The organism is Psychrosphaera algicola, assembly GCF_028401425.1.
GTDB lineage: Bacteria > Pseudomonadota > Gammaproteobacteria > Enterobacterales > Alteromonadaceae > Psychrosphaera > Psychrosphaera algicola.
The window spans coordinates 1215997-1240828 of sequence record NZ_JAQOMS010000002.1; the positions used below are offsets into that span (position 1 = coordinate 1215997).

Genomic DNA, 24832 nt, shown 5'->3' on the forward strand with positions numbered 1-24832 from the left:
GCAAGGTACTAAACCAACTATAACGCGAGCAGTGATTTAAACACGCTGGTTTGACGGCGAGATACGTCCACTTTTGTTTCGCTATGCATTGTAAGCTCTAATCCCCCAGAACTGCAGAGCTCGACGTTCTTAATTTTAGTTAACTGCACAATATTCTGTCGACTCGCCCTAAAAAATTTATCGTTTGGCAAGCGCGGTTCAATTTGTGCCAATGTGCGATAAATCATAGGCTTTTTATCGTCAAAATACACTCGGGTGTAATTGCCCATCGCCTCAAAACGCTCCACTTGGTCCAATGTTATCAACCAACAACTATTACCATCTTTCACAAAAACTGACTATCTAACGTTAGGGGCGCTTCAAAAGTACGATCCTTAGGCTCCGGTATATTGGCATTAGCAGTTCTAAATTTCGCACAAGCTTGTTCTAACCTTTTTTGTGTATAAGGTTTAAGCAAATAGTCAATCGCATTTTGGTCAAACGCTTGTAGTGCAAACTCTTCAAAAGCCGTTGTAAAAATAACATAGGGAGCGGTGGGTAACTGCGTTAAAAATCAAACCCATTGCCATCAGGCAAATCTACATCAAGAAAAACTAAGTCAGGTTGATGTTTTTCAAACACCTTCAGCGCTTGCTCTATATTTTCAGCTTCGGCGACGCAGGTAATGTAATCAACCTTTTTTAATTGCGATTTAAGTTCCAACTTTACCAGTCTGGAATCTTCAACAATAATCACTTTAAACATTCGAACCTCCCACAGTGGAATTTAAACTTAATGACAGTGGTAGTGTAATAACAGCAATAACGCCTTTTGAAGAAGGTTTTAAACTAAAACTAGCTTTGTCTGCATAAACCAAAAACAAACGCTGTTTAATATTGTTAATACCAACGCCTGTACTTGTGTTACTCGCCGTCGGAAACGTGCCACTATTCTCAACAGTTATTATCCACTGGCAATCATTTAATTTACTCGTAATGACAACGTCTCCGCCCTGCTTTAACTTTCCAATGCCATGTTTTATCGCATTTTCTATCAGCAGTTGCAGGATCATTGGCGGTAACGACAAATTTAACGTGTCCGGTTCTAGGTCAAAATGAACTTGCAGCTTGTCTTCAAACTGCAATTTATTTAACGCGACATATTGTTTTACGACGTCAATTTCATCACAAAAGGGATCAGCCGCTCTTTGTCAATTTGCATGGTATAACGCATCACCTCCGACAAATCCGCCAGCATATCGCGCGCTTTGTCGGCATCTTCTAAGATCAGTGCCCTAATATTATTAATCGCATTAAAAATAAAATGTGGATTAATTTGGCTAAGCAAGACATCTAGCTTTGCGACCTTCAGTGATTGTTCTAAAGAATTTTGCACTATTTGAGCATTTTTTAACTGTTGCTGATTTTTGAATATCACATACAAGGTTGACCAAACTAATATCAAAAACATTACCATGGGAGAACCGAGTAACAATTGTTGCCACAAGTCTTTACTCTGCATTCCCCAAATTGCTTCTTGGTTAGGCAGAATAATTAGGGCAAATAACAACATCGTTAATGCCCCGCCAACAATCGAGCCGCCAACGATATGGATAAAACTACTTGAAAGCTTCTTACCTTCTAACTGACGTCGGTAATACAGCCTTAAAATGCTAGTTATAATAAATAGGCAGATCCCTAAAACGACAGAATTAACCAACTCAGAAAAATGATAGTGGACGAAGTATTGACGTCCAGCTAAATTTATTAGCGTAAACAGCCCCCAACCAACAATTTGAGTGAACCAAAACAATATATGGGCATTTTTATCTACTGATGGGTCAACGCCTTGCATTCTATCGTGTGAAGCTACTGTCATTATTTACCTTATTCTGCTCGATTTCATCTATCGTTTCTTATTTACCAAGTGTGGTAAAAGTCTATTTATATCGGCTTATTAGACTGATGCAAAAAGAAACACTGATAATCAATAGGTTATCTATTGGTTAACAACCATTGAACAATATCACGACTTACCTGCTCCGAAAACGTTATGTCGATATTGCCGTATTCTTCCGGCAACCCCGTTTTTGCTGGTTGAAATAAATGATTTAATCCAGGTAAATTTTAGTGGTTAACAAATCGGGTTTTACAGATTGTTGAATTCCTTCAATATTTTGTTTTGGTAACACTTGTGAATCCAATCCTCCATTTAACGCTAACATCGGGATATCGACTTGTGTAAGGTAAATTTTGGGGTCGGATTTAACAAAGTATTGGAACCAAGGTGATGTTAGTTGTGTTGCCTGAGCATTGGCCTGAGCCTCTGGAATGTCATGTTTTAATAGCAGTGCAATGAGTGCTTCTTTAGAAATACCTGCAACAACAGCATTGATTATTTCTTTTTGAATTTTATCGTCTTTGGTTAACTTATCGTCGTCCATACCCCGTAATTTTTGAATATAATAGGATTGGTCAATGATAATTTGAGCTCCAGTTGTCCCCGGCCCTGCAAGGCTAACAAAAAAGTCGACTTTGGCATTATTTGCAGTCGCTATTGCGCCAATTAACCCACCTTCACTGTGGCCTACAAATCCAATTTTACCGAAGTTACGTTTGCCATATTCTCTAAGAAACTGATATGCCGCATTTGCGTCACTAGCAAAGTCTTCGCTGGTTGCGTTTGCATAATCACCTTCAGACTCCCCTACACCTCTGTCGTCATACCTTAAAACAGCAATGCCTTGTCGTGTTAACTGATCTGCCAGTACCGCAAATATTTTGTGGCCAAAAACGTCGGCATCTCGTGTTGTAGGCCCCGAGCCTGACAATAAAATTGTCGTATATTTAATCGATCCTTTGGGATACGTTAATGTACCAGCAAGCTTGTGTCCGCCGCTGCCATTTACAAACTGAACTTGCTCAACTTGGTAAGGTACGTCGCCTACAACGTCTTGAACTTTACGTTGACGTTCTACAGTCTTAATTGCAGGTACTAGGTTTAATGGTGCCTTAAACGCACCTTGTTCATATGTCCCGATAATTTTTTTATCTTTTAAAGTCCCGTCATAGGTTATTTGAGCCATATCCATCGCTAAGGAAATTTGTCCATTTATATAGCTCATGTTATTAAACGGCAAGCCAAATTGCTGTTGCTCTGGTATATCAATTGTTGCTATATAACCGTCGGATGTTTGCTTAAAATGAAAAATCAAATCCATCGATTTTTCCGGGGTTATAGTCAACGTCCCCTGCCAGCTGCCAGCAACGTCATTACTTTTTGTTGAATTAGCTGAGCTGACATGGGTTAACAACACACATACCAAAATAAAAATTAGAGTTAACGGCTTCATTTCCTTTTCCTTCTGTCATTTACACTTTCAATAACCATCGGGTAGATGACTATTGCTGCTTTTAATCTAAGCATGACTATATCGAATTGAATGACGCTAAATTGAAAAACTATCGCAGTGGTTAATTTTCTATGTAAACGGTATTTTGGAAATAAATAAGCGAACACTGAATATACTTTGAACAATATATTTGAATGGTTAAACACTTTCTATAAGGAATTTGTCGAGTTCTGGTCATAGTTAAAAACAGGACCAATAACACTAGGCATGTTGACTGACGCAACTGTTAAAACTGCAGATATGAATAAAGATAAAGACTAATATTAGTCTTTATCGTTTAACGGCCACAATACAATGTAATCTTCGTATTGGTCTTCATCAACCATATCATCAAACATTACTTTTCCCCGCACCGACATACCGGCTTGGTGCATTTTTGCTTTACGTCCTTTATTTAGCAGCGGATGCCAACTAGGAACGCCTCAGCCTTCGGCGATTCTTCGGTAGGTGCAACTCGACGGCATGTAAAATATCTGATCCAAATTGTCCTGCGTTAGCTGCACACAACTCGGAACCAACACCGTACGTTTTTCATAGACCTTACATTCACATTTTTTGTCATTGAGATAACGACAAGCAACTGACGTAAAGTGCAATTGCTCTTCCTCCGACATGTGCTGAGTGTCAACCATATCATCAGCACTGTCGTCGTCTATCAACTTATGCAAACAACACTTAGCGCAACCATCACAAAGGGATTCCCATTCGCTGCGGCTCATTTGCTCTAGGGTTTTGGTTTCCCAAAAAGGCGTTCTATTTTCTTTTGTCATGTTATAGGTATAACCAATTTGCAACGTCGTGTTTCGAGATCATAACTGTCATTAACTCTTTGGAACTGGACTTGGGTAGCCGATACGATCTGCTAAATACCCTACAGAGGTCACAAAATAATACGACCGGTTCCAGTGCATTAACGACTTATAGTTATCATAGGCTAAATACATACGCCCTTTAGCGTCATCCGGCATGATTAGCGCTGCGGTAACATTAACATCCGGCAATTCGCGACCGTCCATACGAGTAATGCCAAGTTTACGCCATTGTGATAAAGGTTTTTCTGCAGACTTGAAATTCTTTAACCACTGGCCTAAACCTCTGCTGCCTTTAGGCATAATCAACTCTTTGTCAAACCCTTCAGGTAACAATACCTTACGGCCCCACGTTTTATTGTTATCCCAACCTTCTTGTTTTAGATAATTGGCAACCGATGCAAATACGTCTGCTTTGTTCGTCCAGATGTCTTTTTTACCGTCGTTGTCACCATCTGCGGCATACGCCAAAAATGAGGTTGGTATAAATTGGCATTGACCCATTGCGCCAGCCCAAGAGCCCACAAATTTGTCTTTAGGAATGTGACCTTGTTTTAGAATTTCTAATGAAGCAAATAACTGCTTTTTGAAAAAGATTCGCGTCGTCCGTCATAAGCTAAGGTAGTCACCGAATCAATTATTGGCATCTTTCCTTGGATGCGACCAAAATTGGTTTCAAGGGCCCACAGTGAAACGATAAATCGAGGTTGAACACCATACTGTTTAGACACTTTTTCTAGCAGAGGTAAGTTGTCAACATATGCTTCACGTGCTTTTTTAACTTTCCATTCTGGAACACGTTTTGGTAAATACGTATCTAAGGTTTCAATAAACTCCGGCTGATTTTTATCCGCTTTAACTGCACGTTGCAAATACTTAACATTTGCAAAGCTGTCATTAATAAATTCAGCTTCATAACCTTTTTCAACAGCTTCTTGCTTAAGCTTGTTAACGTACTGCTCAAAGGTCGGTTTGTCTGCTGCGTTGAGGGTAAAAACAGGAATCGAAAATAATAGTCCTGTGAAAATTGTTTTTAATCTCATGTTGTTTCCTTGTTAGTTTTTTTCAGGCTCCTGATAACCCATATTTGCCTTATGAGTTTCTAATAGGTTTTCCTGTGGTGGTGGGATCTGCAAGTAAAACCCGTTTTCTTGAATCTCGTTTTTTACTCTTGTTAAATCGGCTTGCCCCAATTTTTGACGTTTATCTAAATCCATCGTCATAACGAGTGTTGGTGGACCCATTATTGCCATTAACGGCTCAGGAACTCTAGAAAAATCGTCAGCTTTCTCAACATATAAAAATGTCTCTGCTTTTTTCGAGCTTTTATATACGGTACATAGTTGCAATGTATTACCTACTCCTGAATCTATTTGTTTAGCGTAAATCAGTCGTTTAAATCAACTTGTGCAAACGACTTATCCCACGTATTTAATGCTTCTGCCAATATTTCACTGCGCCAAGACGCAATAAAGTCTGGGGTTTCCGCGTGAGGCAGTTGCCATTTCCACTTAATCCACTGATTTAGTTGTTTTTTAGTTGCCAACATTTCAATTGGCAACTTATGTTTTTCACCCGCTTTGGTTAGCGCTTGCTTTAATTGTTTATATGCTTGTTTGTAAATAGGATAATCAGTCAAACGTGGCACTTTTTGAGGACACTCTTCCAATGGGATGGCTTTACCGCGCTCAACACATGTCATTATTGCATTACCGTGCAATCTAATTTCGTGCGGATTTATCCCCGGAATTGCTTTTAAGCTGGCTAAGTCACTTGGTCGCTTCTGTGCAATAGCAAATAAACTTGCATCTTTAACAACAAAACCTAGTGCCAAGTTACGTTTCTTCGCCATATCTAATCGCCATGAACATAGCTCTTGTAATATTGCCAATTCACGAGGTTTAAGCTGCCAACAATTTCCAAAATCGAGATACAACAAATCAAGATTTTTAGGTTGGCTTTTGAGCTCAACTTTATAGTTTGCTTCGGCCAAATTAAATTGGTCAATGCCTTGTTGTTGAAGTTTTTCACTAAGCTTATGATACAAAGGTAAGAGGTATTTAACATCATTTGCAGCATATTCAAGTTGTTGTGGCGACAATGGACGCTTAAGCCAGTTTGTGCGGGCTTCACCTTTATCCAATTCAATTCCAACTTCTTGTAAAACAGATGCACCAAAGCCCAGCACTTTACCTTGAAATAAGAACTGGCCAGCAATTTGTGTATCAAATAATGGCTTGGGCATCCGGTTGGAATAAATTTTAAACACTTCCAAATCTTCATGGCAAGAATGCAATACTTTGACAATTTTCTCATTAGTCAAAAGCTGCCAAAAAGGTTCTAAATCTAAATCGACAAGAGGGTCGATTAACACGAGGGACTTGCCGTCAAATGCTTGAATTAAACCAAGGTCCGCATTAAGTGTACGAGTTCGAACAAACTCCGTATCTAGCGCTAACACAGGTGCTTCACTTGCTTGCTCACAAAATTCATTTAACGAATTTTGGTCATCTATATATAAATATTCTTTTTCTTGAGTCGTCAATCTAATAACCGCTTAATAAACGCTTTAAATCACTCACCAATAAAACAAAAAAGCTGGCAATCGCCAGCTTTTTTAAGAGAATTATCGTTAACTCTCTTTTAGTTTTCGGCGAAGTATCTTACCGACATTAGTTTTCGGTAATTCGGTTCTGAATTCTATCAGTTTGGGTACTTTATATCCCGTTAATCTTTCACGGCAATGGGAAATTATCGTCTCTTCGTCTAAGTTAGGGTCTTTCTTAACAACAAAAATTTTAACCAGTTCACCACAAGACTCATTCGGAACGCCTACTGCAGCGCATTCTAATACGCCGTCAAGGGTTGCCACAACGTCTTCAATTTCGTTTGGAAATACATTAAAGCCAGACACTAAGATCATGTCTTTTTTACGGTCAACTATATATAACAACCCTTCTTTATCTATCTTTGCTATATCACCTGTTGCAAACCAGCCTTCATGCATAACTTCATCAGTCGCGTCTTGCCGACCTAAATAACCTTTCATTACTTGCGGGCCTTTGACCCATAGTTCGCCAGCTTCTCCCTGTGCGACATCTTCACCTTCATCGGAAACTAATCTAATATCCGTAGACGGAGCTGGGACACCGATACTGCCCGTATAGCGTCCAATGTTATAAGGCACAAAAGAAACTACCGGTGCACATTCAGTAAGGCCATAACCTTCAAGTAAGTCGCACTTAGTGACATCTAACCAACGCTCGGCCACTGCTCGTTGTACTGCCATACCACCACCAATACTAAGACGTAATGATGAAAAGTCGAGCTCTTTAAAACCGGGCGTGTTTAGCAACCCATTAAACAAAGTATTAACACCGCTTATGGCCGTAAACGGATATTTACCTAATTCTTTTACAAAACCTGACGATATCTCGTGGATTGGTAATAAGCAGGTTGGTGCCACCAAATTTAACAAATAAAAGGCAATTCGCTGTTAACGCAAAGATATGATAAAGCGGCAGTGCTGTAACTATAGTATCTTCGCCTTCAACCAAACACGCTTTCATCAATGCAGAAACTTGTTCTAAATTAGCCACCATATTGCGATGCGTTAACATTGCGCCTTTAGACACGCCTGTCGTACCACCGGTATACTGCAAAAATGCAATATCATCGCCAGTTAATTCGACGTGTTGTAACGTCGATTGAGCACCTTGTGAAAGAACGTCATTAAATTTAATCGCAGCGGGTAACTGAAAAGCCGGGACCATCTTTTTCACACGTTTAACAACAAAGTTAACAACATGCCCTTTAAGGCCTAACATATCGCCCATTTTTGTTAGGATCACATGTTTTACGGGGGTGTTAGCTATAACTTGCTCTAACGTGTTAGCAAAATTATCAACAATAACTATCGCCTTTGCGGCACTGTCGATGAGTTGATGCTCAAGTTCACGTGGGGTATACAATGGATTGACGTTGACGACAATACCACCCGCACGATGCACACCTAACAAAGCGACAGGATACTGTAATAAATTAGGCATCATTAATGCGACAGCATCACCTTTTGGATCCCAAGAGTATTTTGCAAATATGAAGCAAACGAATTGGCCGCGGTATCTAGTTCATCGTAAGTTAGCTCGCCGCCCATATTGATAAAAGCAGTTTTACTTCCAAACTTTTTAATACTTTGAGCAAAAATATCAACCAATGAATCATAATGATTAGGATCAATTTCAGATGGGACATTTTCAGGGTATTTTTAAGCCAAACTTTTTCCAAAAGAGTACTCCAAGTAATTGTTCGCATTTTGACGCCAATACCAAAGGTTATTTCACAAGCTTTGGACCAGCAAATTATTATTATTCGTTCAAAATACGTTTTAAATGAGTCATAACGACAAATTATATATGGCCGTACCTTACTGCAACTCATCCGATGAGACAAATAAATTCATCAATATTGCGACCAATTGTTAAAAAACAGGTTATTTGGACTCTATAAAAGCATGGATAGCACGACTTACCGACGTTACTTCATCCATATGACAGTGATGTGACCCAATGACTTCAATATGGGATGCATCTTGATAATCAGCTTTAAATCGTGCCAAATTTTGTTTTACCTGCTCTAGGCCGTTTTCAGCTAAACAAATTAGTGTAGGAACTGAAATAGCGCTAATGATTTTATGCGCTAGCGGTTCTGACAATCTAATGGGCGAAAATGTTTTAAGCCGCTGATCGATACGCCATTCAAAACCATTTTCAGTTTCTTTAATATTTCGTTCAACAAGCATTGCTGCCGACTCGTAACTAATATCTCCAGAATTTTTCCGGGCCTTTATCGCACTTTCCAAAGACTTATGAATTCGCGATTTATAGCCCAATTGAACCGAGGTGGTAGATGCATTATTTGAATTTGAATCGTCTAGTTTTTTATCAATATAAATCGCTTTTTTACTTAGTTTTTGACGACTATCCAGCGCATTTCTAATATCTTCAACACTATAATCTTCTGGTTCTGTAATAGGTCCTGCAGCGTCAATTAATACAAGTTTCGAAAATACATTTGGGTAAAGCCCAGCAAATACACTTGAAATCATGCCGCCCATCGAATGCCCGACAAGAATAAAATCAGAATTTTGAACATGAGAAAATACGTCACTTGCCAAAATAGCATCTACGATAGCGGTTAAATCTGATATCCAATCAATAAAGTGGTAATACGATCGTGCAGCGCGATGTTCTGAATGACCGTGGCCGGGCAAATCTATCGCTATCCAATTATACTCTTGCGTATGTGATATTAGAGGCAGAAAACTTGCGGCATTATCTAACCAACCGTGCAGTGCTAATACGGTTGGTCGATTATTTAGGTGGGTATTCGTGAGTCCTGTTATACGGCCTGATGACGTTTGTAATGCAAATTCTTCAGTTTTTAGCATGAGTCGGTTTGACGAACTTCAAAGTCATACGGTCACTCTCACCGATTTGTAAATATTTGTCACGCTCTACATTACCCATAGCCAGTGTTGGTGGTAATGTGTAAACACCACGTGGGTAATCTTTTGTGTCATTCGGATTCGCATTTATATTGCTCGACGCTTCTAACTCAAAACCCGCTTGCGTTACAGCATCTATAACATATCGCTCATCCATATAGCCTTCACTAGCACTTGAGGCAATAGACGATATTGAGTTAGATCTATGTTGAACTATGCCCAATATGCCGCCAAGGTTTTAGAACCTCAAATACAGACTTTAAACCTTCCGAAAGAGTCCCCTGTTCATCCCAAATATGGATCGAACGAATTAACAATACGATATCCACCTTTGGTAAATTATTAGGTTTCTCAAATTTTCCATTTTCGAAAACTTCAAGTTGCACATCGCCGTAAATATCTTTTTCCGCAACTTTTTCCATAAATTTTAGGGATATTTTCCCCCAATAAACTTCTCGTTTATCACCAGAATTAAAACGTTCCGGCGAAAAGTTAGCCGCAATATATTGACCACTTCCTTTGACATATGGCGCTACAATTTCTGTGTACCAACCAGATCCTACCAAATATCTAACACAGTGTGATTGGGTTTCAGCCCAAAAACGCTAAGGTTTCCTTCGGGTGACGGTAGATATCTCTTTGCTTATCCTGCTCAAGACGATGATCAGAATCCAAAATGGAGTCGATTGAACGTGGTTCAGAAACCACGCCAAAGGCAGCAATCAGGGGCAACAAAACAAAACTCAAAATATACTTATTCATCTACTTCCCAAAGCTATGCTGAAACGAAAAATTAATGGGTGACCCACCTATAGAGTTAAGTCCGATTTTTGCTTTTCTTTGTGCCATGGTTTGGTGCAGGCTTATCTTTACCAATTATATATATGTGTCTCGCACCACCGTTCCAATAATATCTAGGGTGGCCATAAAAACCATAGTCAAATTGGACCTTTGTTCTAGGCTGTTGCTTCTTCCAAAGATAAATTTTGCTTTGCACTAATGTTGGATACTCGTATTCAAAGTCGCCAATTTTAGCCATTTCTTTTTCGCTATGGTGCCGAGCGCGGTAATAGACTTTCCTTGCTTGTAAATCGCAGGGTCTAAGAACGTATCCGAATAAACTCGAAAACGACCAAGCGGCTCTTCATCCGTTTTTGGTCGACCGTCACCACTTGCAGGGTAATAGAGAATATCTAATTGTGTGGTTTCTTTGTGATTAGTCACTTCTGCAATCACACCACTCCAGCGAGCTAGTTGCTTTATATGAGCACTAGATTCAACAACATCAGTATAAGAAACAAGGTTTGTGCCTTCAGCAACCTGAACATTTTCAGGATAACTAACACAGGCCGATAAGGATAACGACAACAATCCCAATAACAACTTCTTCATAATGTTCCTTTATTGAATACAAACTTAAGCACGAAGATCAACTTTCACTTTATCTGAAAAATCAGCTACGACTTCGTTTGACGCATATTTGCCATATGAATTTATCGCAACTCGTCCTAATCCATTGGCATTTTCTGGATATCGGTTACTAGAAAATTGTTGCAACTGTTTAACGGTATCTGAGGAAGGTGCGATGACTTTTTCTGGTTTATCGTCGAAACGACTTTGTGTTTGAGCGACATCCTCACGTGCACGCGTATCCTGCAGCGTTTCTGCAAACACCTGTTTTTCTTGAGATACACGAGTTATCCCACTATTTGTTTTTGTATAATCAACATACTTAGGTACGTTGCTATACGAACTAGCGATGCTGTTCACTTAATCCTCCACAACTAAAATGTGAATTTTTTATTTACAAAAACTACGAATATAATCAGCCAAGGCGCCGTTTAGTTGTCTAAACATATTACGGTCTAGGCAACTTTTTACAATTTGTGGCATGCCGTTAAGGCTACTTAATATTAATAATGACACTCTTTCACTATCTACGCTAGCATCCACTTGATTTGCTTTTTTAGCCATTTCAATTGCTTCGTGAATAATGTTGAACAAATTTCTAAAAATAGTATCTACACGTTGTCTAAGACCATCATTAATTGCCGACAACTCTCCGGCTAAATTATAAATTGGACAACCGACACACATAGCTTCATTTGTGTCATTTTTACCATTATTTTCAACAACTTCTGCCATTGCATTCATTGGTGATTCAGTATTTAACACTTTACGCCAAGGCGATAAGAATTGCTCTTGATAAACTTCTTCAACAATCGCAAACAACAAATCTTCTTTGTTGCTAAAGTGGTGATACAAAGCACCTTTCGACATTTCAGAAGCATGTAAAATGTCCGACAGACTCGTACAATTATAGCCTTTTTGATGAAAAATATGCGCTGCTACCGTTAAAATTCGGTTTCGAGTTTTATCTGGATCTCTCAGTGCCATGTTTCATTTCTTCTATTATTCCGACTGCGCTAGTCGCAGTCCATCCAAGCTTTTTTACAGTATGCAATGACACTATCTTATTGCAAAACCGTCAATACGCTAAGTACAAAATCTAACTTAATTTAAGTTACGACACCAAACGGTACAAAAAGTTCCGATTTGTATATGATATTTGTAACCGTTAACATTTCAACTGTTATTTGTGCCTTTATTAAACGTTTAAATTTAACGCGCTAATAATCGCTTTCTGTAACACTTATCGGCCCGGTAACTTTTTCCATGAGACTTCATCTCGAACATAATTTGGCTGGGCACGTTCAGCAGATACAATATGACCCGCTTTATATTGAGCCACAGCAAGAGGCAACATAAATTCTGCACTCGGTAAATGTACTTCTGTCGAATTTACTAAGTATTTTTCCGTTAATATTTGTTGATAGGTTTGCCATCCTGTACCTGCACTGAACAAGTCAGGTAATGCATCCAACGCTAAATCCTGTGGCGCACACACCCCTTCCGTGTTTACCAGTTGGGCCAAACCTTCAACATTTTGGTATAAGCCAAAGTACACTTCTGACATGCGCGCATCAATTGCAACTAACACATGAGCCACTTGCTCGAAGTTATCGCCCGTTGCTTTGTGCTGAGCCATAACCTGCTGGGCCATAGCAGCCATACTTGAGATACCAATTACAGGCAAATCGGCCGCAAATGCCAAACCCTGAGTAATCGCAACACCAATTCTTACCCCAGTAAAACTACCCGGCCCTTGCCCATAGGCAATTGCGTCTAATTGGTTAAGCGCAATACCTGCATCAGCTAATATTTGATCAACCATTGGCAACAGCATTTGTGAGTGTTGCTGCGGAGCCAACTCAAATTTCGATGTCACTTCACCATCAAGGTAAAGTGCAACTGAACAAGCTTCAGTTGCGGCGTCTATTGCTAGTATTTTCATAATTTGTAATCTAAATTTGTTGTTAATTTCAAATTGCTTTGGCAATAGTCACCGTTATAAAGCAATTATCTGTTTACGTCATTCTCAATTAAGTTTTGAGTTAAACATGTATGTATATTTTTACCGCTTACCTTGAGAAAAATTTAAAGAGACTCTAAAAACTCAACTACATAGTCGGTGTCACTGAGTTCTTCGCATATCTGGCAAACTTCGTAAAAGACTTCACCATAACCGCGCGTAACCAACCTTGGATCGCAGATCACTAATACCCCTCGGTCTGTGACATCTCGTATAAGTCTTCCCACGCCTTGTTTAAGTGTTATTACGGCCTGCGGTATCTGAACTTCGGGAAACGGGTCTAACCCTTTTCGTTTACAATCCTCAATTCGGGCTTGTAATAATGGGTCATCCGGCGAAGCAAATGGTAATTTATCGATCATAACCAAACTTAATGTATCACCACGTACGTCTACCCCTTCCCAGAATGACCCAGTCCCCAATAAAACGGCGTGCTTTAACTTGGTAAACTTGTCTAATAAAAGCCGTTTACTCGTTGTCCCTTGGACTAAAATAGGCAACGGCGTTTTATCTTCGAGTCGTTGTGCAACTAAACTCATTACCCGATGACTCGTAAACAATAAAAATGCTCGACCACGACTTGCGGTGATTAACTCAAGTGCGAGTTCGGTAATCGCCCCTACAGCAGCTTTATCATTCGGTTCAGGAAAATAACGCGGCACACAAAACAAGGCTTGTTTCTGATAATCAAACGGGCTGTCCAATAAAAGCGTTCTAGCGTCTTGAATACCCAACTGATTAGTATAGTGCTCAAACTTATCATCCACCGACACTGTGGCCGAAGTGAATATCCAGCTCGCCGTCGACTCGTCGACATAACCACCAAATTTGTCCGCGATTGAAAGCGGTGTGATGTGTAATGAAAAATGCCTTTTGGTAGTTTCGTACCAATAACTAAACCCGGTATCTTCTATTTGATTAACTTTCTCAAATTTGCCTTTTAACTGCACTAGCCTATCAAAGCAGTTATCAATCGCATCACTTCTTGATATCGCCAGTTTTAGTACATCATAAAGGAATTCAAATGACTTACTTATGTGTTTAATTGCTTGTTGGATTGCATCATTGCGACTTCTATCACGCCAATTTCCTTTTTCAGGATCAATGCCAAACACTAATCGCATATCGAGAATATTTTTTCAAGATTGATTGCGGCTTTGTTAAGTTGTTGCAAATCTCGCAAATTAGCAGCGTATTCAGCTTGTATATCTTTGCACAACTCAAAAACCTGGCGTGATGAAAAGTGTTCACCAAAATATTCAGATGCGATATCAGGAATTTGATGTGCCTCGTCAAAAATGATCACATCAACGTCAGGAATTAATTCGCCAAAACCGGTGTCTTTTAAGGCCATGTCGGCAAAAAACAAATGGTGATTCACCACCACTAAATCCGCTTCTAATGCGTCTTTTCGGGCTGTCATAACATGACATTCACCAATCTTAGGGCAATCTTTGCTTAAACAGTTTTCAACATTACTTGTGACAAACGGAATTGCGCGGCTACCCTCTTCTATTGTTGTTAATTCACCTAAATCACCGCTGTCCGTTTGTGAAGACCATTTACGGACTTCAGACATATCGTGTAAAAATTCTTTGTCGTCAAACGGCGGATGCTGGCCATTTACTTCTAAGCGATATTGGCACAGGTAATTACTTCGACCTTTTAAAAGAGCCGTACGAAAACGAGGTTTTAATGCGTCTTTTACTAATGGTAGATCACGGTGAAACAACTGCTCTTGGAGTGCCTTAGTTCCGGTAGAAACAATGACTTTTTCCCGGCGAGTAAAGCCGGGGCAAGGTAAGCAAAAGTTTTACCGGTACCAGTCCCAGCTTCAACCACCAGTTGCTTTTTATCTTTGATCACACTCGCAACCGCATGGGCCATGTCGAGTTGAGATTGACGTGCCTTAAAGCCTAGGATGGCTTTAGCCAACGCACCTTCTTTGGCGAAACATTGGGAGACAGAATTAGTAGCAGATTGAGCCAACTTGCGGGTTACCTTAGAAAATTATGAACGGATACATTCTTTATGTGCGGGGCATGATACCAAATGATCATTCACTATGCCTACAGCTTGCATAAAAGCATAACATATAGTTGGGCCGACGAAACTGAACCCTAGAGATTTTAATGCTTTTGACATCGCTTCACTTTGTGGTGTTACCGCAGGAACATCAGATTTACTTTGCCATTCATTGACCAAAGGTTTGCCGTCGACAAATTGCCACAAAAATTCACTGAAACTCCCTTTTCCGTGCTCTGCTTCGAATGTGAGAAACGCTTTTGCGTTTTTAATAATCGAATTTATTTTTTGCCGATTGCGAACGATGTCAGGGTTTAACATCAGTTCTTCAACTTTATCTGCGTCAAATTTTGCTATTGCACTTGGCTCAAAGTTAGCGAAAGCTTTTTCATATCCTGCTTGTTTCTTTAGAATGGTAATCCAGCTCAAACCGGCTTGTTGCCCGTCTAAACAAAGTTTCTCAAAAAGATGACGACTATCAAATTGCGGACGCCCCCAAACTTTATCGTGATATTCAACGTAAATAGGGTCTGTGCCACACCAAGTGCATGTCATATTTAAAACCTTAAAATTGGCGAAATCAGAATTCATTCTATTTCTTTAACTAAAAGAAATATAGCAGATACAAAAAAGCCAGTTGCATTGCAACTGGCTTATAATTTGTATCGCCCAATTAAATTAGAGCGAGTCTGTCACTGACAATGTCAGCGACGCAGTCTAATTAAAGACCTTCAGCATTCTCAGCTAGGTAAGATGCAACGCCCGCAGGTGAAGCGTCCATTCCTTTTTTACCTTCTTCCCAACCAGCTGGGCATACTTCACCGTGTGACTGGTGGAAGTTTAATGCGTCAACCATACGTAACATTTCGTCGATGTTACGGCCTAAAGGTAGGTCGTTAACAACTTGATGACGAACAAGTCCGTCTTCGTCAATTAGGAAAGATGCACGGAACGCAACACCAGCTTCAGGATGTTCTACATCATATGCTTGACAGATAGAGTGTTTAACGTCTGCAACTAGTGCATAACCAACTTCACCGATACCGCCATTTTCAACAGCAGTGTTACGCCATGCATTGTGGCTAAATTGTGAATCGATAGAAACACCGATTACTTCAACGCCGCGCTTGTTGAATTCAGCTAAACGCTTGTCGAAAGCGATTAATTCAGAAGGACATACAAAAGTGAAGTCTAGAGGGTAGAAAAAACAACTGCTTTTTTACCTTTAGTTGCTTCTGCAAAGTTATATGAATCTACGATTTCACCGTTACCTAATACAGCTGCTGCCGTGAAATCAGGTGCCTGACGGCCTACTAATACGCCCATGGTATTCTCCATTTTGTTAAAATATTAAAGCAAACATAATGTCTGCGTCTTTGAATTGCACACAGTATATATAGACCAATTTGATTAAACCAAGATGTTATTTCGATTAACTCTATCGGAATATTCGATTTACTCTAAAAAATATAACCTTTTGACCAGTAATTAGATCATTGTTCTAACTTTATTTTTCGAATGACTTTACAACTTAGACGGATTTTCACACAAATAGTAGTTGCTTTTTAACTTAATGAGAATTATTATCACTTGCATTAAGATTTGAGGTGATTTCATGTACGTTTGTTTATGCAAAGGCATTACAGATAAAGATATAAAAGAAGCGGTTCGCGCCCAAGGCGTGGGGTCTCTTCGTGAGCTAAAACAACTCATGCCTTTGGGGTCACAATGTGGCACCTGTACTAAAGTTGCACAAAAAATTATAGACGACACTATCATCGACGACACAATGTTTAAGGATGTTGGTTAACCCCTCTTTTTGTGAATCTAAATGTGAATCTAATTAATAACAATTATCATTATTAACTTGTTGTTTTTATTATAATTTTTTTGACTCCCCGAATAATAGCTATAATACTGAGACTCATTTCATTTGGAGTCTGACTATGAAAGGCAACAGCGCAATTTTATCCGCACTTAACGAAGTGCTAACTACCGAATTAACCTCAATAAACCAGTTTTTTTACATGCTCGTATGTACAAAAATTGGGGCCTGTCAGCGTTAAACGACAAGTGTTATAAAAAATCGATTAAAGATATGAAACAAGCCGATGTTCTAATTGAACGCATTCTCTTTTTAGAAGGCTTGCCAAACTTGCAACGGCTTGGTGCCCTGTCTATCGGTGAAGAAACCCAAGAGATGTTAGGTTGTGACGCCAAGTTTCAAACCGCTCAAATTAGTCAAATGAAACCAATTATCGCTTTGTGCGAGCAAGAAAAAGATTTTGTTACCCGCCAAATATTAGTCGACATCTTAGAATATGAAGAAGAACATTTGGATTGGTTAGAAACTCAAGACTATCAAATCGCCAATATGGGTATTGAAAAATACCTGCAAGCTCAACTTTAGGAGACAACATTATGCAAGGTAATCAAAAAATTATTGACGCGCTAAATGGATTGTTAGCATATGAACTTGCGGCAATGGACCAATACTTTATTCACTCTCGTATGTATCACGACTGGGGATTCACCAAATTATTTGAGCGAATCGATCATGAATTCGACGATGAAAAAGGCCATGCGTCTTTGCTAATTGAACGTATTTTGTTTTTAGAAGGCACGCCTGATATGGTGACCCGCGATGGTCTGCAGATAGGCAATGACGTACCAAGTATGCTTGCCAGTGACTTACGAGTCGAACTTGCTGTAGCTCAAGCATTAAAAGATACAATGGCATTGTGTGAAACTGAAAAAGATTTTGTCACGCGTAACATGTTACAAGTTCTTATCGATGACACGGAAACCGACCATGCGTTCTGGCTTGAACAACAATTGCGTCTTATCAAAACAATCAGTCTACCTAACTATTTACAATCTCAAATGTAATGTACAAATGGGGTTCGCCCCACTTTTCTGCAAAATAAAAATTAATTGTAAATTATTGATTTATTATCCTTTCAAACTCCTGTCATTTACTTAAAATAGACTCCCATACAAAATAATTGGCGAATTAGTATTAACACTGATCCCCACTTTTAATTAATCCATTCATAGGTTGCTTTTAAATGTTGCAAAAGCTGTTATATGCCATTTTCTATTTTTTCTTTTCAGTATTTTTAATCTTTTGGATCACCGCGACTTTTTCTTAACGCCAATCACAAATTTTGCTCTTAAAGATTTTGAATTAGAGGTTAAAGATGGCGGCACAATTATATTTGATCCGGTACAAATTGCGCTCGATATAAGAGATTTCAGTCTTGTCCATAATAAAACCGAGCTGGTTCATTTTAAACACCTGATCGTCGACATTGCCGCGTTCCCATTATTAAAAGGTGATATTGCGTTTCACAAAGTTTATTTAGAAGGTCTTGATTCAAAAGTTAGACTCGAGCAGGAAAACGTCTTTTTAAATGAAGTTGATGTATTGGCACTCTTCGACTCTAAAAAAGCGACACCTGAGCTTGCCGCTGATGACGCCCCTATCGCGAATGTGAAAGACACTGAGCAGACTCAAGAACTGTCTAAAGACGCACAAGCTAAACCACTTAATATTGCAATTAAAAAGCTGCAACTTAAGTCAATCCATGTAGAGTTTTCTCAGCCTGAGTTAGCAACAACTATAGACGTTGAAAACTTTAATTTAAATAGGTTTAGTTTTGACGGTAGCGAGTTATCTGCACAAACAGACCTGCAATCTACTATCCAACTAACAGTAGATAATCCTGACAATCCAATTGACCTGAAAACGGATATTACATTAGATACCAAAGTTCTTTTAACACTAGGCACTGTGCTAGATGTAGATGTCGACGGATTTGACTTTGCACTCTCGAATACAGCTGTCGCCGCTGCGGGATACCAAATTGATAATCAGAACTTTCATATTGACTCAAAAACAATTCAAGTTCAGCTAGAAAATAATGCGCCTAAATCAATCGCTGCGGAATTATCTGTCTCACAACAAAGTTTGGTTATTCGTCCATTAGCGCAATTGGAAACTACACTTTCGTTAGCGTCGTTAGCTCTCAAAGATATTGTACTATCCAATGATAAAACCCAACTAGTATTTACCCCTGAAGTATCGGTTGAGCAACTCGTGATATCGACACTTGTTGCGATGCAAGGCGCAGAACCATCTGATCCCCTATTGTCACTTGATGCAGCAGAGATCAATCGAATCATTGCCAGCCAACAAAACGTGAATGTTGATGAAATACTTATCGGTAAAATTGGCATGAACGCCACAATGTCAAAAGACAAACAACTCACACCGTTATTCTTAGCGCCAGCCAAAGCAGACAGTTACACGACTCCAGTGCCAGAAAGCCCTACTGCTAAAACGTCAACTGCAGCGACATCAAGTGAAGCAGTCGCGAACCCGGAGAAAAATACTGGGACTCAAGAAAGCACAGACAAAACAGAAGTTGCCGCGGCGACCGAAAAACAAACTGAAAGCAAAGTACAACCAAACATACGTGTCGGTAAAGTAACGCTGTTGGAACCAACAGATGCAAAGTTTCGTGATTTCAGTGTTAAGCCTGCATTTAATACGCACCTAAAAGTAAACACATTAAATCTAACCGAAATAAACAGTCTAGCGCCACAGCAAATCACTAAGTTTGAGTTGTCAGCTCAGCTCGACGAATATACTAAAATTGCCGCCAATGCAGACTTGCAACCATTTTTGCCAAAGCCGCAATATAAAGGGAAGGTAACGGTAGATGAATTAAGCCTGCCTGAACTTTCGCCTTATGTCAGTTCAGCGCTTGGTTATAATATTGAAAGTGGTCAGTTAGACTCTAAAGTATCGGTAAAAGTTGATGGAACCGCTTTATCTGGCAAATCGTTAACTCACCTTAAATCTATGGAATTAAATGCCATTGAAGAATCTGGTGAGAAAAATAACTTAAGCGGTGGCGCTATATCGTTTAATGCTGCACTTGGGATGTTAAAAGATGGCGACGATGTAGTTGAGCTCGACATCCCTATCAAAGGTGATTTGAATAAACCATCTGTTGGCCTTTCCGGTATTATGAGTTTAGTAATCAAACAGGCAACAATGTCTGCTGCTAAAGATTATTTAATCACTAGCTTTTTACCATATGCAAAAGTCGTCAAAATTGCGATGTCCGCCAGTGACCATTTACTAAAAATTCGCTTTGAACCTTTGATTTATCGACCTGATGATATCCAAGTCCAAGACGAACAACTTGAATATATCTCCCAACTGGCTGCAGCTTTAAAGCAAAACCCAGATATTAATATCAAGTTATGTCCAGTAGCGACCCCTGCAGAATTAGGATCAGAGTTTAATAAAGATGATCGAATTCAACTCGCCCAAAAACGTGGCGTTGCCCTTAAAACACTGTTGATTAATAACTATGCCATTACGTCTAAACGTTTGTATTCTTGCTCGGCAAAAATAGATGCCGACGACGATGCAAAACCAAGAATTGACATCGACCAATTATAAACCTTCATAGAGTCAACTCTCCCACTGAGTTGACTCTTAATTTCAGAACAAAAAACGTCATCCTGAAAGAGCCTAAGCGATATTCAGGATCTCCAACCAAGTGCAGAGGAAGTGCATAGTTCGCACTATGGAATGCTTGAATGCTTGAATGTTGCTAGTAACGCCAATGTATAGCGCACCAAAATATTTTTACTTTCGGAGTCGTTTGTTGGAGATTCCAAATATCGCTGGGGCGATTTTGGAATGACGATCTTTTCTAAAAACCTGTGGGGTCAGAGTTGCTGATCGCAAAATGCCCGCTAATCCTAAGCTTTATAAGTCGAGCCACAGCGATATTCAGGATCTCCAACCAAGTGCAGTGGAATTTCATAATTCGCCTTGCAGGCTGAGTCTTTCTTTGCCCTGCGGGCAGCTATTTCGACTGCGTCGACCATACTTTTGCAACAGCCCCAAAAGTAGGCAAAAGGCCGCTTTCGGCTAAATCCCTACTCCTTATTTAAGATTTATATTATCGTCGAAGACGGAATGTACGCACATCCCTATGCACATTCCTTGCAACGGCGTCCCTGCCGTTCACTTCGAGATATAAATCTCAACTAAGGGGATTCAGACGAAGGAAATGTCGCCTGAACTTAAGGTGTAACAACACCTTGTTTTAAAGAAAAACCACCTTCAGAACAAAACAGAAAAAAACGTCATCCCAAAAGAGCCACAGCGATATTAGGGATCTCCAATCAAGTGCAGAGGAAGTGCATAGTTCGCACTATGGAATGCTTGAATGCTTGAATGTTGCTAGTAACGCCAATGTATAGCGCACCAAAATATTTTTACTTTCGGAGTCGTTTGTTGGAGATTCCAAATATCGCTGGGGCGATTTTGGAATGACGATCTGTTCTAAAAACCTGTGGGGTCAGAGTTGCTGATCGCAAAATGCCCGCTAATCCTAAGCTTTATAAGTCGAGCCTAAGCGATATTCAGGATCTCCAACCAAGTGCAGAGGAAGTTCATAATCCACTTTTAATTGGCATACAGTAATCAGAATAAAAAACGTCATCCCAAAAGAGCCACAGCGATATTAGGGATCTCCAACCAAATGCAGAGGAAGTTCATAATCCACTTTTAATTGGCATACAGTAATCAGAACAAAAAACGTCATCCTGCAAGAGCCACAGCGATATTCAGGATCTCCAACCAAGTGCAGAGGAATGTCATAATTCGCACTAAAGAATGCTTGAATGTTGCTAGTAACGCCAATGTATATCGCACCAAAATATTTTTACTTTCGGAGTCGTTTGTTGGAGATTCCAAATATCGCTGGGGCGATTTTGGAATGACGATCTGTTCTAAAAACCTGTGGGGTCAGAGTTGCTGATCGCAAAATGCCCGCTAATCCTAAGCTTTATAAGTCGAGCCCCAGCGATATTCAGAACCTCCAACCAAGTGCAGTGGAAGTTCATAGTTCGCCTAAATATTTTAGGCCCAGAAAATCAGCAAACTCAGCTTCCGCTGTATTATCGCTCAATTCTCCAAGGCGGACGTTCTAATTTAATATCTTTACCAACCGCCTTTGAAATTAATGGCACTAATCGCTCCTGTGATGAACTCACAAGGGAGAAGATGTGTCCTTGAATATCAGTTACCTTAACTGTTGTTTCCATATCGACAGCGGGATTGAAGACCGTCTGGTTTTTAGCAATCACTTCTCGAGACAATGCTTGTTTCTCAATTTTATCAGCGATCACCTTTTTGGTTTCAAGTTTATTGGTTTTTGTCCGTGCGGTTCTACCAGCTCGGTGTATATAATCATTATTGTTAACTGGTAAATCGTAGTTAATCACATAATACAAACCGCTAATATCAATACCACGGGAAACAATGTCAGTAGCAACTAGACATTTAAATTCGCCATCTTTAAAGCCAGCTAATCGTTGCTGTCTTTGTTTTTGCGAGATTTCATTATGGATACCTGTTGTAACAAATCCTTCGTCATTTAAAATCTTGGTTAAAAAATTAACGTCAAATTTAGTACGAGCAAAAATTAATACTCGGTCACAGTTGATCATATTTAACAAACCAAATAAATGTTTGTTTTTATCGTCACCATAACAACGGTACATTGTATGTAAAATTTTATCTAAAGCTGGTTGTATACTGCCGCCTTTAACAATTTTAACTCTGTTTAAATGTTCTTGATTAAACTTGTTTAAGGTTTTTGAATCCGTTGCAGAAAACAGAACCTTTTGTGCTTTTTTCGGCATCGCCGCTAAAATATTTTTCAGCTCGTGATAAATACCCATGCTGACCAATCTGTCAGCTTCGTCCATAACAAAAAATTGAATGTCATTTAATGAAATAGCTTTTATCTTCATTAAGTCAATCAGTCGCTTTGGAGTAGCAACAATAATGTCCGTTCCACGTTTAAAGCGATTGACTTGTGATTGAATACGCACCCCACCAAATATACTGATGGTACGCAATTTTAAACCTTTACCATATTGACCAATTGACTCTTCAACTTGTTGCGCCAGTTCTCGGGTAGGTACTAAGAACAACGCACGGATAGGTCTAACTTGGTCTTCACTGTGATCAGTCTGACTTAGCTCTTGCAATATAGGCAGTAAATAAGCCGCAGTTTTACCGGTTCCTGTCGGGGCAATAGCGTAAGTATCGGTGCCAGAAAGTACTGCACCAATTGATTTTTCTTGTATATAAGTTGGCTTTTTATAGCCCAAACGCTTGATATTAGATTGAAGCGTTGTGTTAATGCCCAGTTTTGCGAAAGTCGTCATTATGATAATTTATTTGCGAAGAATGGCCGCATTATACCTAAACTAATCAAAAAACCTCACTCGATATGTACACCTAGAATAAAACCACCAAATTTATTTAAACTGCAGCCACTAAATATCATGTATTCGGCAATTATAATGGACGATAATGCGAGCAACGAGACAAAGCCGACAATCACTTGAATGTAAAAAGTAGAGCGACTTATGAGACAATGCAGGGAGCAACTAAATTGCTAAATTTAGCTTATTAACACTCTTATGGTCAAAACAATGAACGACCTCGGTACTAATCTAAATAGGTTAAATATAAGCTAAATACATAAAACACAGCTAAATTTACTAAAAACTAAACCAAAACTTAACACTTCGCGTATATAGATAATGACCTAACAGAAAAAGTGACCTAAATGTTCTCAATATTTAAAAAGATCCAATTAAAAAGTTAAATAAAACTTATGAAGCAAAACTAGAGCAAGCGATGTTGGCGCAACGAAACGGGAATATCAGAGCTTACTCAATGATTACCGCTGAAGCTGAAAAAATTGCCGAAGAAATTAAAATATTAGAGGATGCCAAAAGTGCCCAATAATGAGTCTGTCACTTTAGACTAATTAAGCGAACTCAGCGATGCAGGTGCCACCATTTTGTGGCTTATAAAGCGAATTCTACCAGCGTGATAATGCATCTTTGTCTTTATCATTAAATTCAACCCAACGTTCGCCTTCTGTTGTTTGCTCTTTTTTCCAAAATGGCGCGTCGTTCTTGAGGTAATCCATTATAAATTGTGAAGCACTAAACGCGGCTTCACGGTGTTTACTTGTAACGCCCACAAATACAATCTGTTCGCTCAAACCTAATGACCCCACGCGATGAATAATTGTTATTCTCCCTAGTGGCCATTTTTGTTTCGCTTCCAACGCGATTGTCTCAAGCGCTTTTTCCGTCATTCCAGGATAATGTTCTAGGGTTAACCCCAATACTTGATGCCCTTGATTATAATCTCGAACCAAGCCAGTAAATGTAACAACCGCACCGTTTTCTGTGTCGTTTGCCAGTAACTTTTGGTATTCACTACCTAAGTCAAAGTCATCATTTTGAACTAATACCCTAATGCTATTTAACATATTAGCCCCCTGTGACCGGCGGAAATAACGCGACTTCATCATTCGGATGTATCGTATGGTTTTTATCGACCATGGTCTGGTTTACAGCCACTAACAATTTATTATTGGTGAGATAACGTTGCCATTGAGGATATTGCGTCACTAGTATGCCAATTAAGTCTGCGACCGCTGTCGCTTCTTTCAGCTCGACTTGAACTTGTTCACAACCAAGTTGCTCCCGTAATTGGGCAAAAAATAAAATATCGGTCATGGCCAATCCTACTTAAAAATATTTATAAA

22 protein-coding genes and 7 pseudogenes are annotated in these 24832 nt (G+C 39.4%); 5 read left to right on the forward strand and 24 right to left on the reverse strand.

Annotation, left to right across the window (positions count from 1 at the left end):
- Positions 1-17 precede the first annotated feature (17 nt).
- The 21 genes and pseudogenes from PN838_RS06535 to PN838_RS06645 all read right to left on the reverse strand — a co-directional run bounded on the left by PN838_RS06535 (position 18) and on the right by PN838_RS06645 (position 16490).
- Positions 18-329: a LytR/AlgR family response regulator transcription factor gene (locus PN838_RS06535; RefSeq protein ID WP_272180082.1), complete on the reverse strand. Its 312-nt coding sequence runs from the start codon at positions 327-329 to the stop codon at positions 18-20.
- Positions 330-546: 217 nt separating this feature from the next.
- The gene (locus PN838_RS06540) at positions 547-744 is read right to left on the reverse strand and encodes a LytR/AlgR family response regulator transcription factor (protein WP_272180083.1); all 198 of its coding nucleotides are present in this window, start codon (positions 742-744) and stop codon (positions 547-549) included.
- On the reverse strand, positions 737-1123 hold the full coding sequence (locus tag PN838_RS06545; protein ID WP_272180084.1) for a sensor histidine kinase: 387 nt from the start codon (positions 1121-1123) through the stop codon (positions 737-739). The genes PN838_RS06540 and PN838_RS06545 overlap by 8 nt, the downstream gene beginning before the upstream one ends.
- A gap of 23 nt (positions 1124-1146) precedes the next feature.
- On the reverse strand, positions 1147-1857 hold the full coding sequence (locus PN838_RS06550) for a histidine kinase (RefSeq protein ID WP_272180085.1): 711 nt from the start codon (positions 1855-1857) through the stop codon (positions 1147-1149).
- Between the two features lie 232 nt (positions 1858-2089).
- Positions 2090-3331, reverse strand: coding sequence for an alpha/beta hydrolase family protein (locus PN838_RS06555; RefSeq protein ID WP_272180086.1), 1242 nt, complete (start codon positions 3329-3331; stop codon positions 2090-2092).
- A gap of 323 nt (positions 3332-3654) precedes the next feature.
- A pseudogene (locus tag PN838_RS06560) lies at positions 3655-4161 on the reverse strand (YcgN family cysteine cluster protein).
- A gap of 51 nt (positions 4162-4212) precedes the next feature.
- Positions 4213-5243: pseudogene (locus PN838_RS06565) on the reverse strand (lytic murein transglycosylase).
- A gap of 12 nt (positions 5244-5255) precedes the next feature.
- Positions 5256-5549, reverse strand: a complete 294-nt coding sequence (locus tag PN838_RS06570) for a YcgL domain-containing protein (protein ID WP_272180087.1) — start codon at positions 5547-5549, stop codon at positions 5256-5258.
- A gap of 38 nt (positions 5550-5587) precedes the next feature.
- The gene (gene rnd, locus PN838_RS06575) at positions 5588-6745 is read right to left on the reverse strand and encodes a ribonuclease D (RefSeq protein WP_215963616.1); all 1158 of its coding nucleotides are present in this window, start codon (positions 6743-6745) and stop codon (positions 5588-5590) included.
- An 87-nt stretch (positions 6746-6832) separates the two neighbouring features.
- A pseudogene (gene fadD / locus PN838_RS06580) lies at positions 6833-8487 on the reverse strand (long-chain-fatty-acid--CoA ligase FadD).
- 205 nt (positions 8488-8692) lie between these two features.
- Entirely contained in the window at positions 8693-9649 is a 957-nt protein-coding gene (locus tag PN838_RS06585; protein WP_272180088.1) for an alpha/beta hydrolase, read from the reverse strand.
- On the reverse strand, positions 9636-9929 hold the full coding sequence (locus tag PN838_RS06590; RefSeq protein ID WP_272180089.1) for a class I SAM-dependent methyltransferase: 294 nt from the start codon (positions 9927-9929) through the stop codon (positions 9636-9638). Before PN838_RS06590 ends, PN838_RS06585 begins: the two co-directional genes overlap by 14 nt.
- Entirely contained in the window at positions 9910-10272 is a 363-nt protein-coding gene (locus PN838_RS06595; RefSeq protein WP_272180090.1) for a class I SAM-dependent methyltransferase, read from the reverse strand. The genes PN838_RS06590 and PN838_RS06595 overlap by 20 nt, the downstream gene beginning before the upstream one ends.
- Before the next feature lie 25 nt (positions 10273-10297).
- On the reverse strand, positions 10298-10468 hold the full coding sequence (locus tag PN838_RS06600) for a class I SAM-dependent methyltransferase (RefSeq protein ID WP_272180091.1): 171 nt from the start codon (positions 10466-10468) through the stop codon (positions 10298-10300).
- A 55-nt stretch (positions 10469-10523) separates the two neighbouring features.
- A pseudogene (locus tag PN838_RS06605) lies at positions 10524-11098 on the reverse strand (Slp family lipoprotein).
- A gap of 24 nt (positions 11099-11122) precedes the next feature.
- The gene (locus PN838_RS06610; RefSeq protein ID WP_215963620.1) at positions 11123-11476 is read right to left on the reverse strand and encodes a hypothetical protein; all 354 of its coding nucleotides are present in this window, start codon (positions 11474-11476) and stop codon (positions 11123-11125) included.
- Between the two features lie 30 nt (positions 11477-11506).
- Positions 11507-12103: a TetR/AcrR family transcriptional regulator gene (locus tag PN838_RS06615; protein WP_272180093.1), complete on the reverse strand. Its 597-nt coding sequence runs from the start codon at positions 12101-12103 to the stop codon at positions 11507-11509.
- A gap of 256 nt (positions 12104-12359) precedes the next feature.
- Entirely contained in the window at positions 12360-13061 is a 702-nt protein-coding gene (gene tsaB / locus PN838_RS06620; RefSeq protein WP_215963622.1) for a tRNA (adenosine(37)-N6)-threonylcarbamoyltransferase complex dimerization subunit type 1 TsaB, read from the reverse strand.
- A 143-nt stretch (positions 13062-13204) separates the two neighbouring features.
- Positions 13205-15128, reverse strand: a pseudogene (gene yoaA, locus PN838_RS27080) (DNA repair helicase YoaA).
- A gap of 21 nt (positions 15129-15149) precedes the next feature.
- Complete coding sequence (locus tag PN838_RS06640) at positions 15150-15719, reverse strand: DNA-3-methyladenine glycosylase I (RefSeq protein ID WP_272180097.1); 570 nt, start codon at positions 15717-15719, stop codon at positions 15150-15152.
- Between the two features lie 166 nt (positions 15720-15885).
- A pseudogene (locus tag PN838_RS06645) lies at positions 15886-16490 on the reverse strand (peroxiredoxin).
- A gap of 289 nt (positions 16491-16779) precedes the next feature.
- Here PN838_RS06645 and PN838_RS06650 point away from each other — a divergent pair.
- The 4 genes and pseudogenes from PN838_RS06650 to PN838_RS06665 all read left to right on the forward strand — a co-directional run bounded on the left by PN838_RS06650 (position 16780) and on the right by PN838_RS06665 (position 20640).
- Complete coding sequence (locus PN838_RS06650) at positions 16780-16974, forward strand: (2Fe-2S)-binding protein (RefSeq protein ID WP_215963624.1); 195 nt, start codon at positions 16780-16782, stop codon at positions 16972-16974.
- A gap of 136 nt (positions 16975-17110) precedes the next feature.
- Positions 17111-17574: pseudogene (bfr, locus tag PN838_RS06655) on the forward strand (bacterioferritin).
- A gap of 11 nt (positions 17575-17585) precedes the next feature.
- Positions 17586-18053: a bacterioferritin gene (bfr, locus tag PN838_RS06660; RefSeq protein WP_215963626.1), complete on the forward strand. Its 468-nt coding sequence runs from the start codon at positions 17586-17588 to the stop codon at positions 18051-18053.
- A 238-nt stretch (positions 18054-18291) separates the two neighbouring features.
- Entirely contained in the window at positions 18292-20640 is a 2349-nt protein-coding gene (locus tag PN838_RS06665) for a DUF748 domain-containing protein (protein WP_272180098.1), read from the forward strand.
- A gap of 1511 nt (positions 20641-22151) precedes the next feature.
- On the opposite strand, the gene PN838_RS06670 is transcribed toward PN838_RS06665, so the two are convergent.
- Positions 22152-23429, reverse strand: a complete 1278-nt coding sequence (locus PN838_RS06670; RefSeq protein ID WP_215963628.1) for a DEAD/DEAH box helicase — start codon at positions 23427-23429, stop codon at positions 22152-22154.
- 478 nt (positions 23430-23907) lie between these two features.
- On the opposite strand from PN838_RS06670, the gene PN838_RS27085 reads away from it, so the two are divergent.
- Positions 23908-24018, forward strand: coding sequence for a DUF6435 family protein (locus PN838_RS27085; RefSeq protein WP_370661008.1), 111 nt, complete (start codon positions 23908-23910; stop codon positions 24016-24018).
- 76 nt (positions 24019-24094) lie between these two features.
- On the opposite strand, the gene moaE is transcribed toward PN838_RS27085, so the two are convergent.
- The gene (gene moaE / locus PN838_RS06680; protein ID WP_215963630.1) at positions 24095-24553 is read right to left on the reverse strand and encodes a molybdopterin synthase catalytic subunit MoaE; all 459 of its coding nucleotides are present in this window, start codon (positions 24551-24553) and stop codon (positions 24095-24097) included.
- Position 24554: 1 nt separating this feature from the next.
- Complete coding sequence (moaD, locus tag PN838_RS06685; protein WP_215963631.1) at positions 24555-24803, reverse strand: molybdopterin converting factor subunit 1; 249 nt, start codon at positions 24801-24803, stop codon at positions 24555-24557.
- Between the last annotated feature and the right edge of the window lie 29 nt (positions 24804-24832).

Bases quoted from the DNA above. Each gene is read 5' to 3' on its own strand.
- PN838_RS06540 (WP_272180083.1), bottom strand. From the start codon at position 744: ATGTTTAAAGTGATTATTGTTGAAGATTCCAGACTGGTAAAGTTGGAA.
- PN838_RS06550 (WP_272180085.1), bottom strand. From the start codon at position 1,857: ATGACAGTAGCTTCACACGATAGAATGCAAGGCGTTGACCCATCAGTA.
- PN838_RS06555 (WP_272180086.1), bottom strand. From the start codon at position 3,331: ATGAAGCCGTTAACTCTAATTTTTATTTTGGTATGTGTGTTGTTAACC.
- PN838_RS06585 (WP_272180088.1), bottom strand. From the start codon at position 9,649: ATGCTAAAAACTGAAGAATTTGCATTACAAACGTCATCAGGCCGTATA.
- PN838_RS06600 (WP_272180091.1), bottom strand. From the start codon at position 10,468: ATGAATAAGTATATTTTGAGTTTTGTTTTGTTGCCCCTGATTGCTGCC.
- PN838_RS06615 (WP_272180093.1), bottom strand. From the start codon at position 12,103: ATGGCACTGAGAGATCCAGATAAAACTCGAAACCGAATTTTAACGGTA.
- tsaB (WP_215963622.1), bottom strand. From the start codon at position 13,061: ATGAAAATACTAGCAATAGACGCCGCAACTGAAGCTTGTTCAGTTGCA.
- PN838_RS06640 (WP_272180097.1), bottom strand. From the start codon at position 15,719: ATGACATGCACTTGGTGTGGCACAGACCCTATTTACGTTGAATATCAC.
- PN838_RS06650 (WP_215963624.1), top strand. From the start codon at position 16,780: ATGTACGTTTGTTTATGCAAAGGCATTACAGATAAAGATATAAAAGAA.
- bfr (WP_215963626.1), top strand. From the start codon at position 17,586: ATGCAAGGTAATCAAAAAATTATTGACGCGCTAAATGGATTGTTAGCA.
- PN838_RS06670 (WP_215963628.1), bottom strand. From the start codon at position 23,429: ATGACGACTTTCGCAAAACTGGGCATTAACACAACGCTTCAATCTAAT.
- PN838_RS27085 (WP_370661008.1), top strand. From the start codon at position 23,908: ATGTTGGCGCAACGAAACGGGAATATCAGAGCTTACTCAATGATTACC.
- moaE (WP_215963630.1), bottom strand. From the start codon at position 24,553: ATGTTAAATAGCATTAGGGTATTAGTTCAAAATGATGACTTTGACTTA.
- moaD (WP_215963631.1), bottom strand. From the start codon at position 24,803: ATGACCGATATTTTATTTTTTGCCCAATTACGGGAGCAACTTGGTTGT.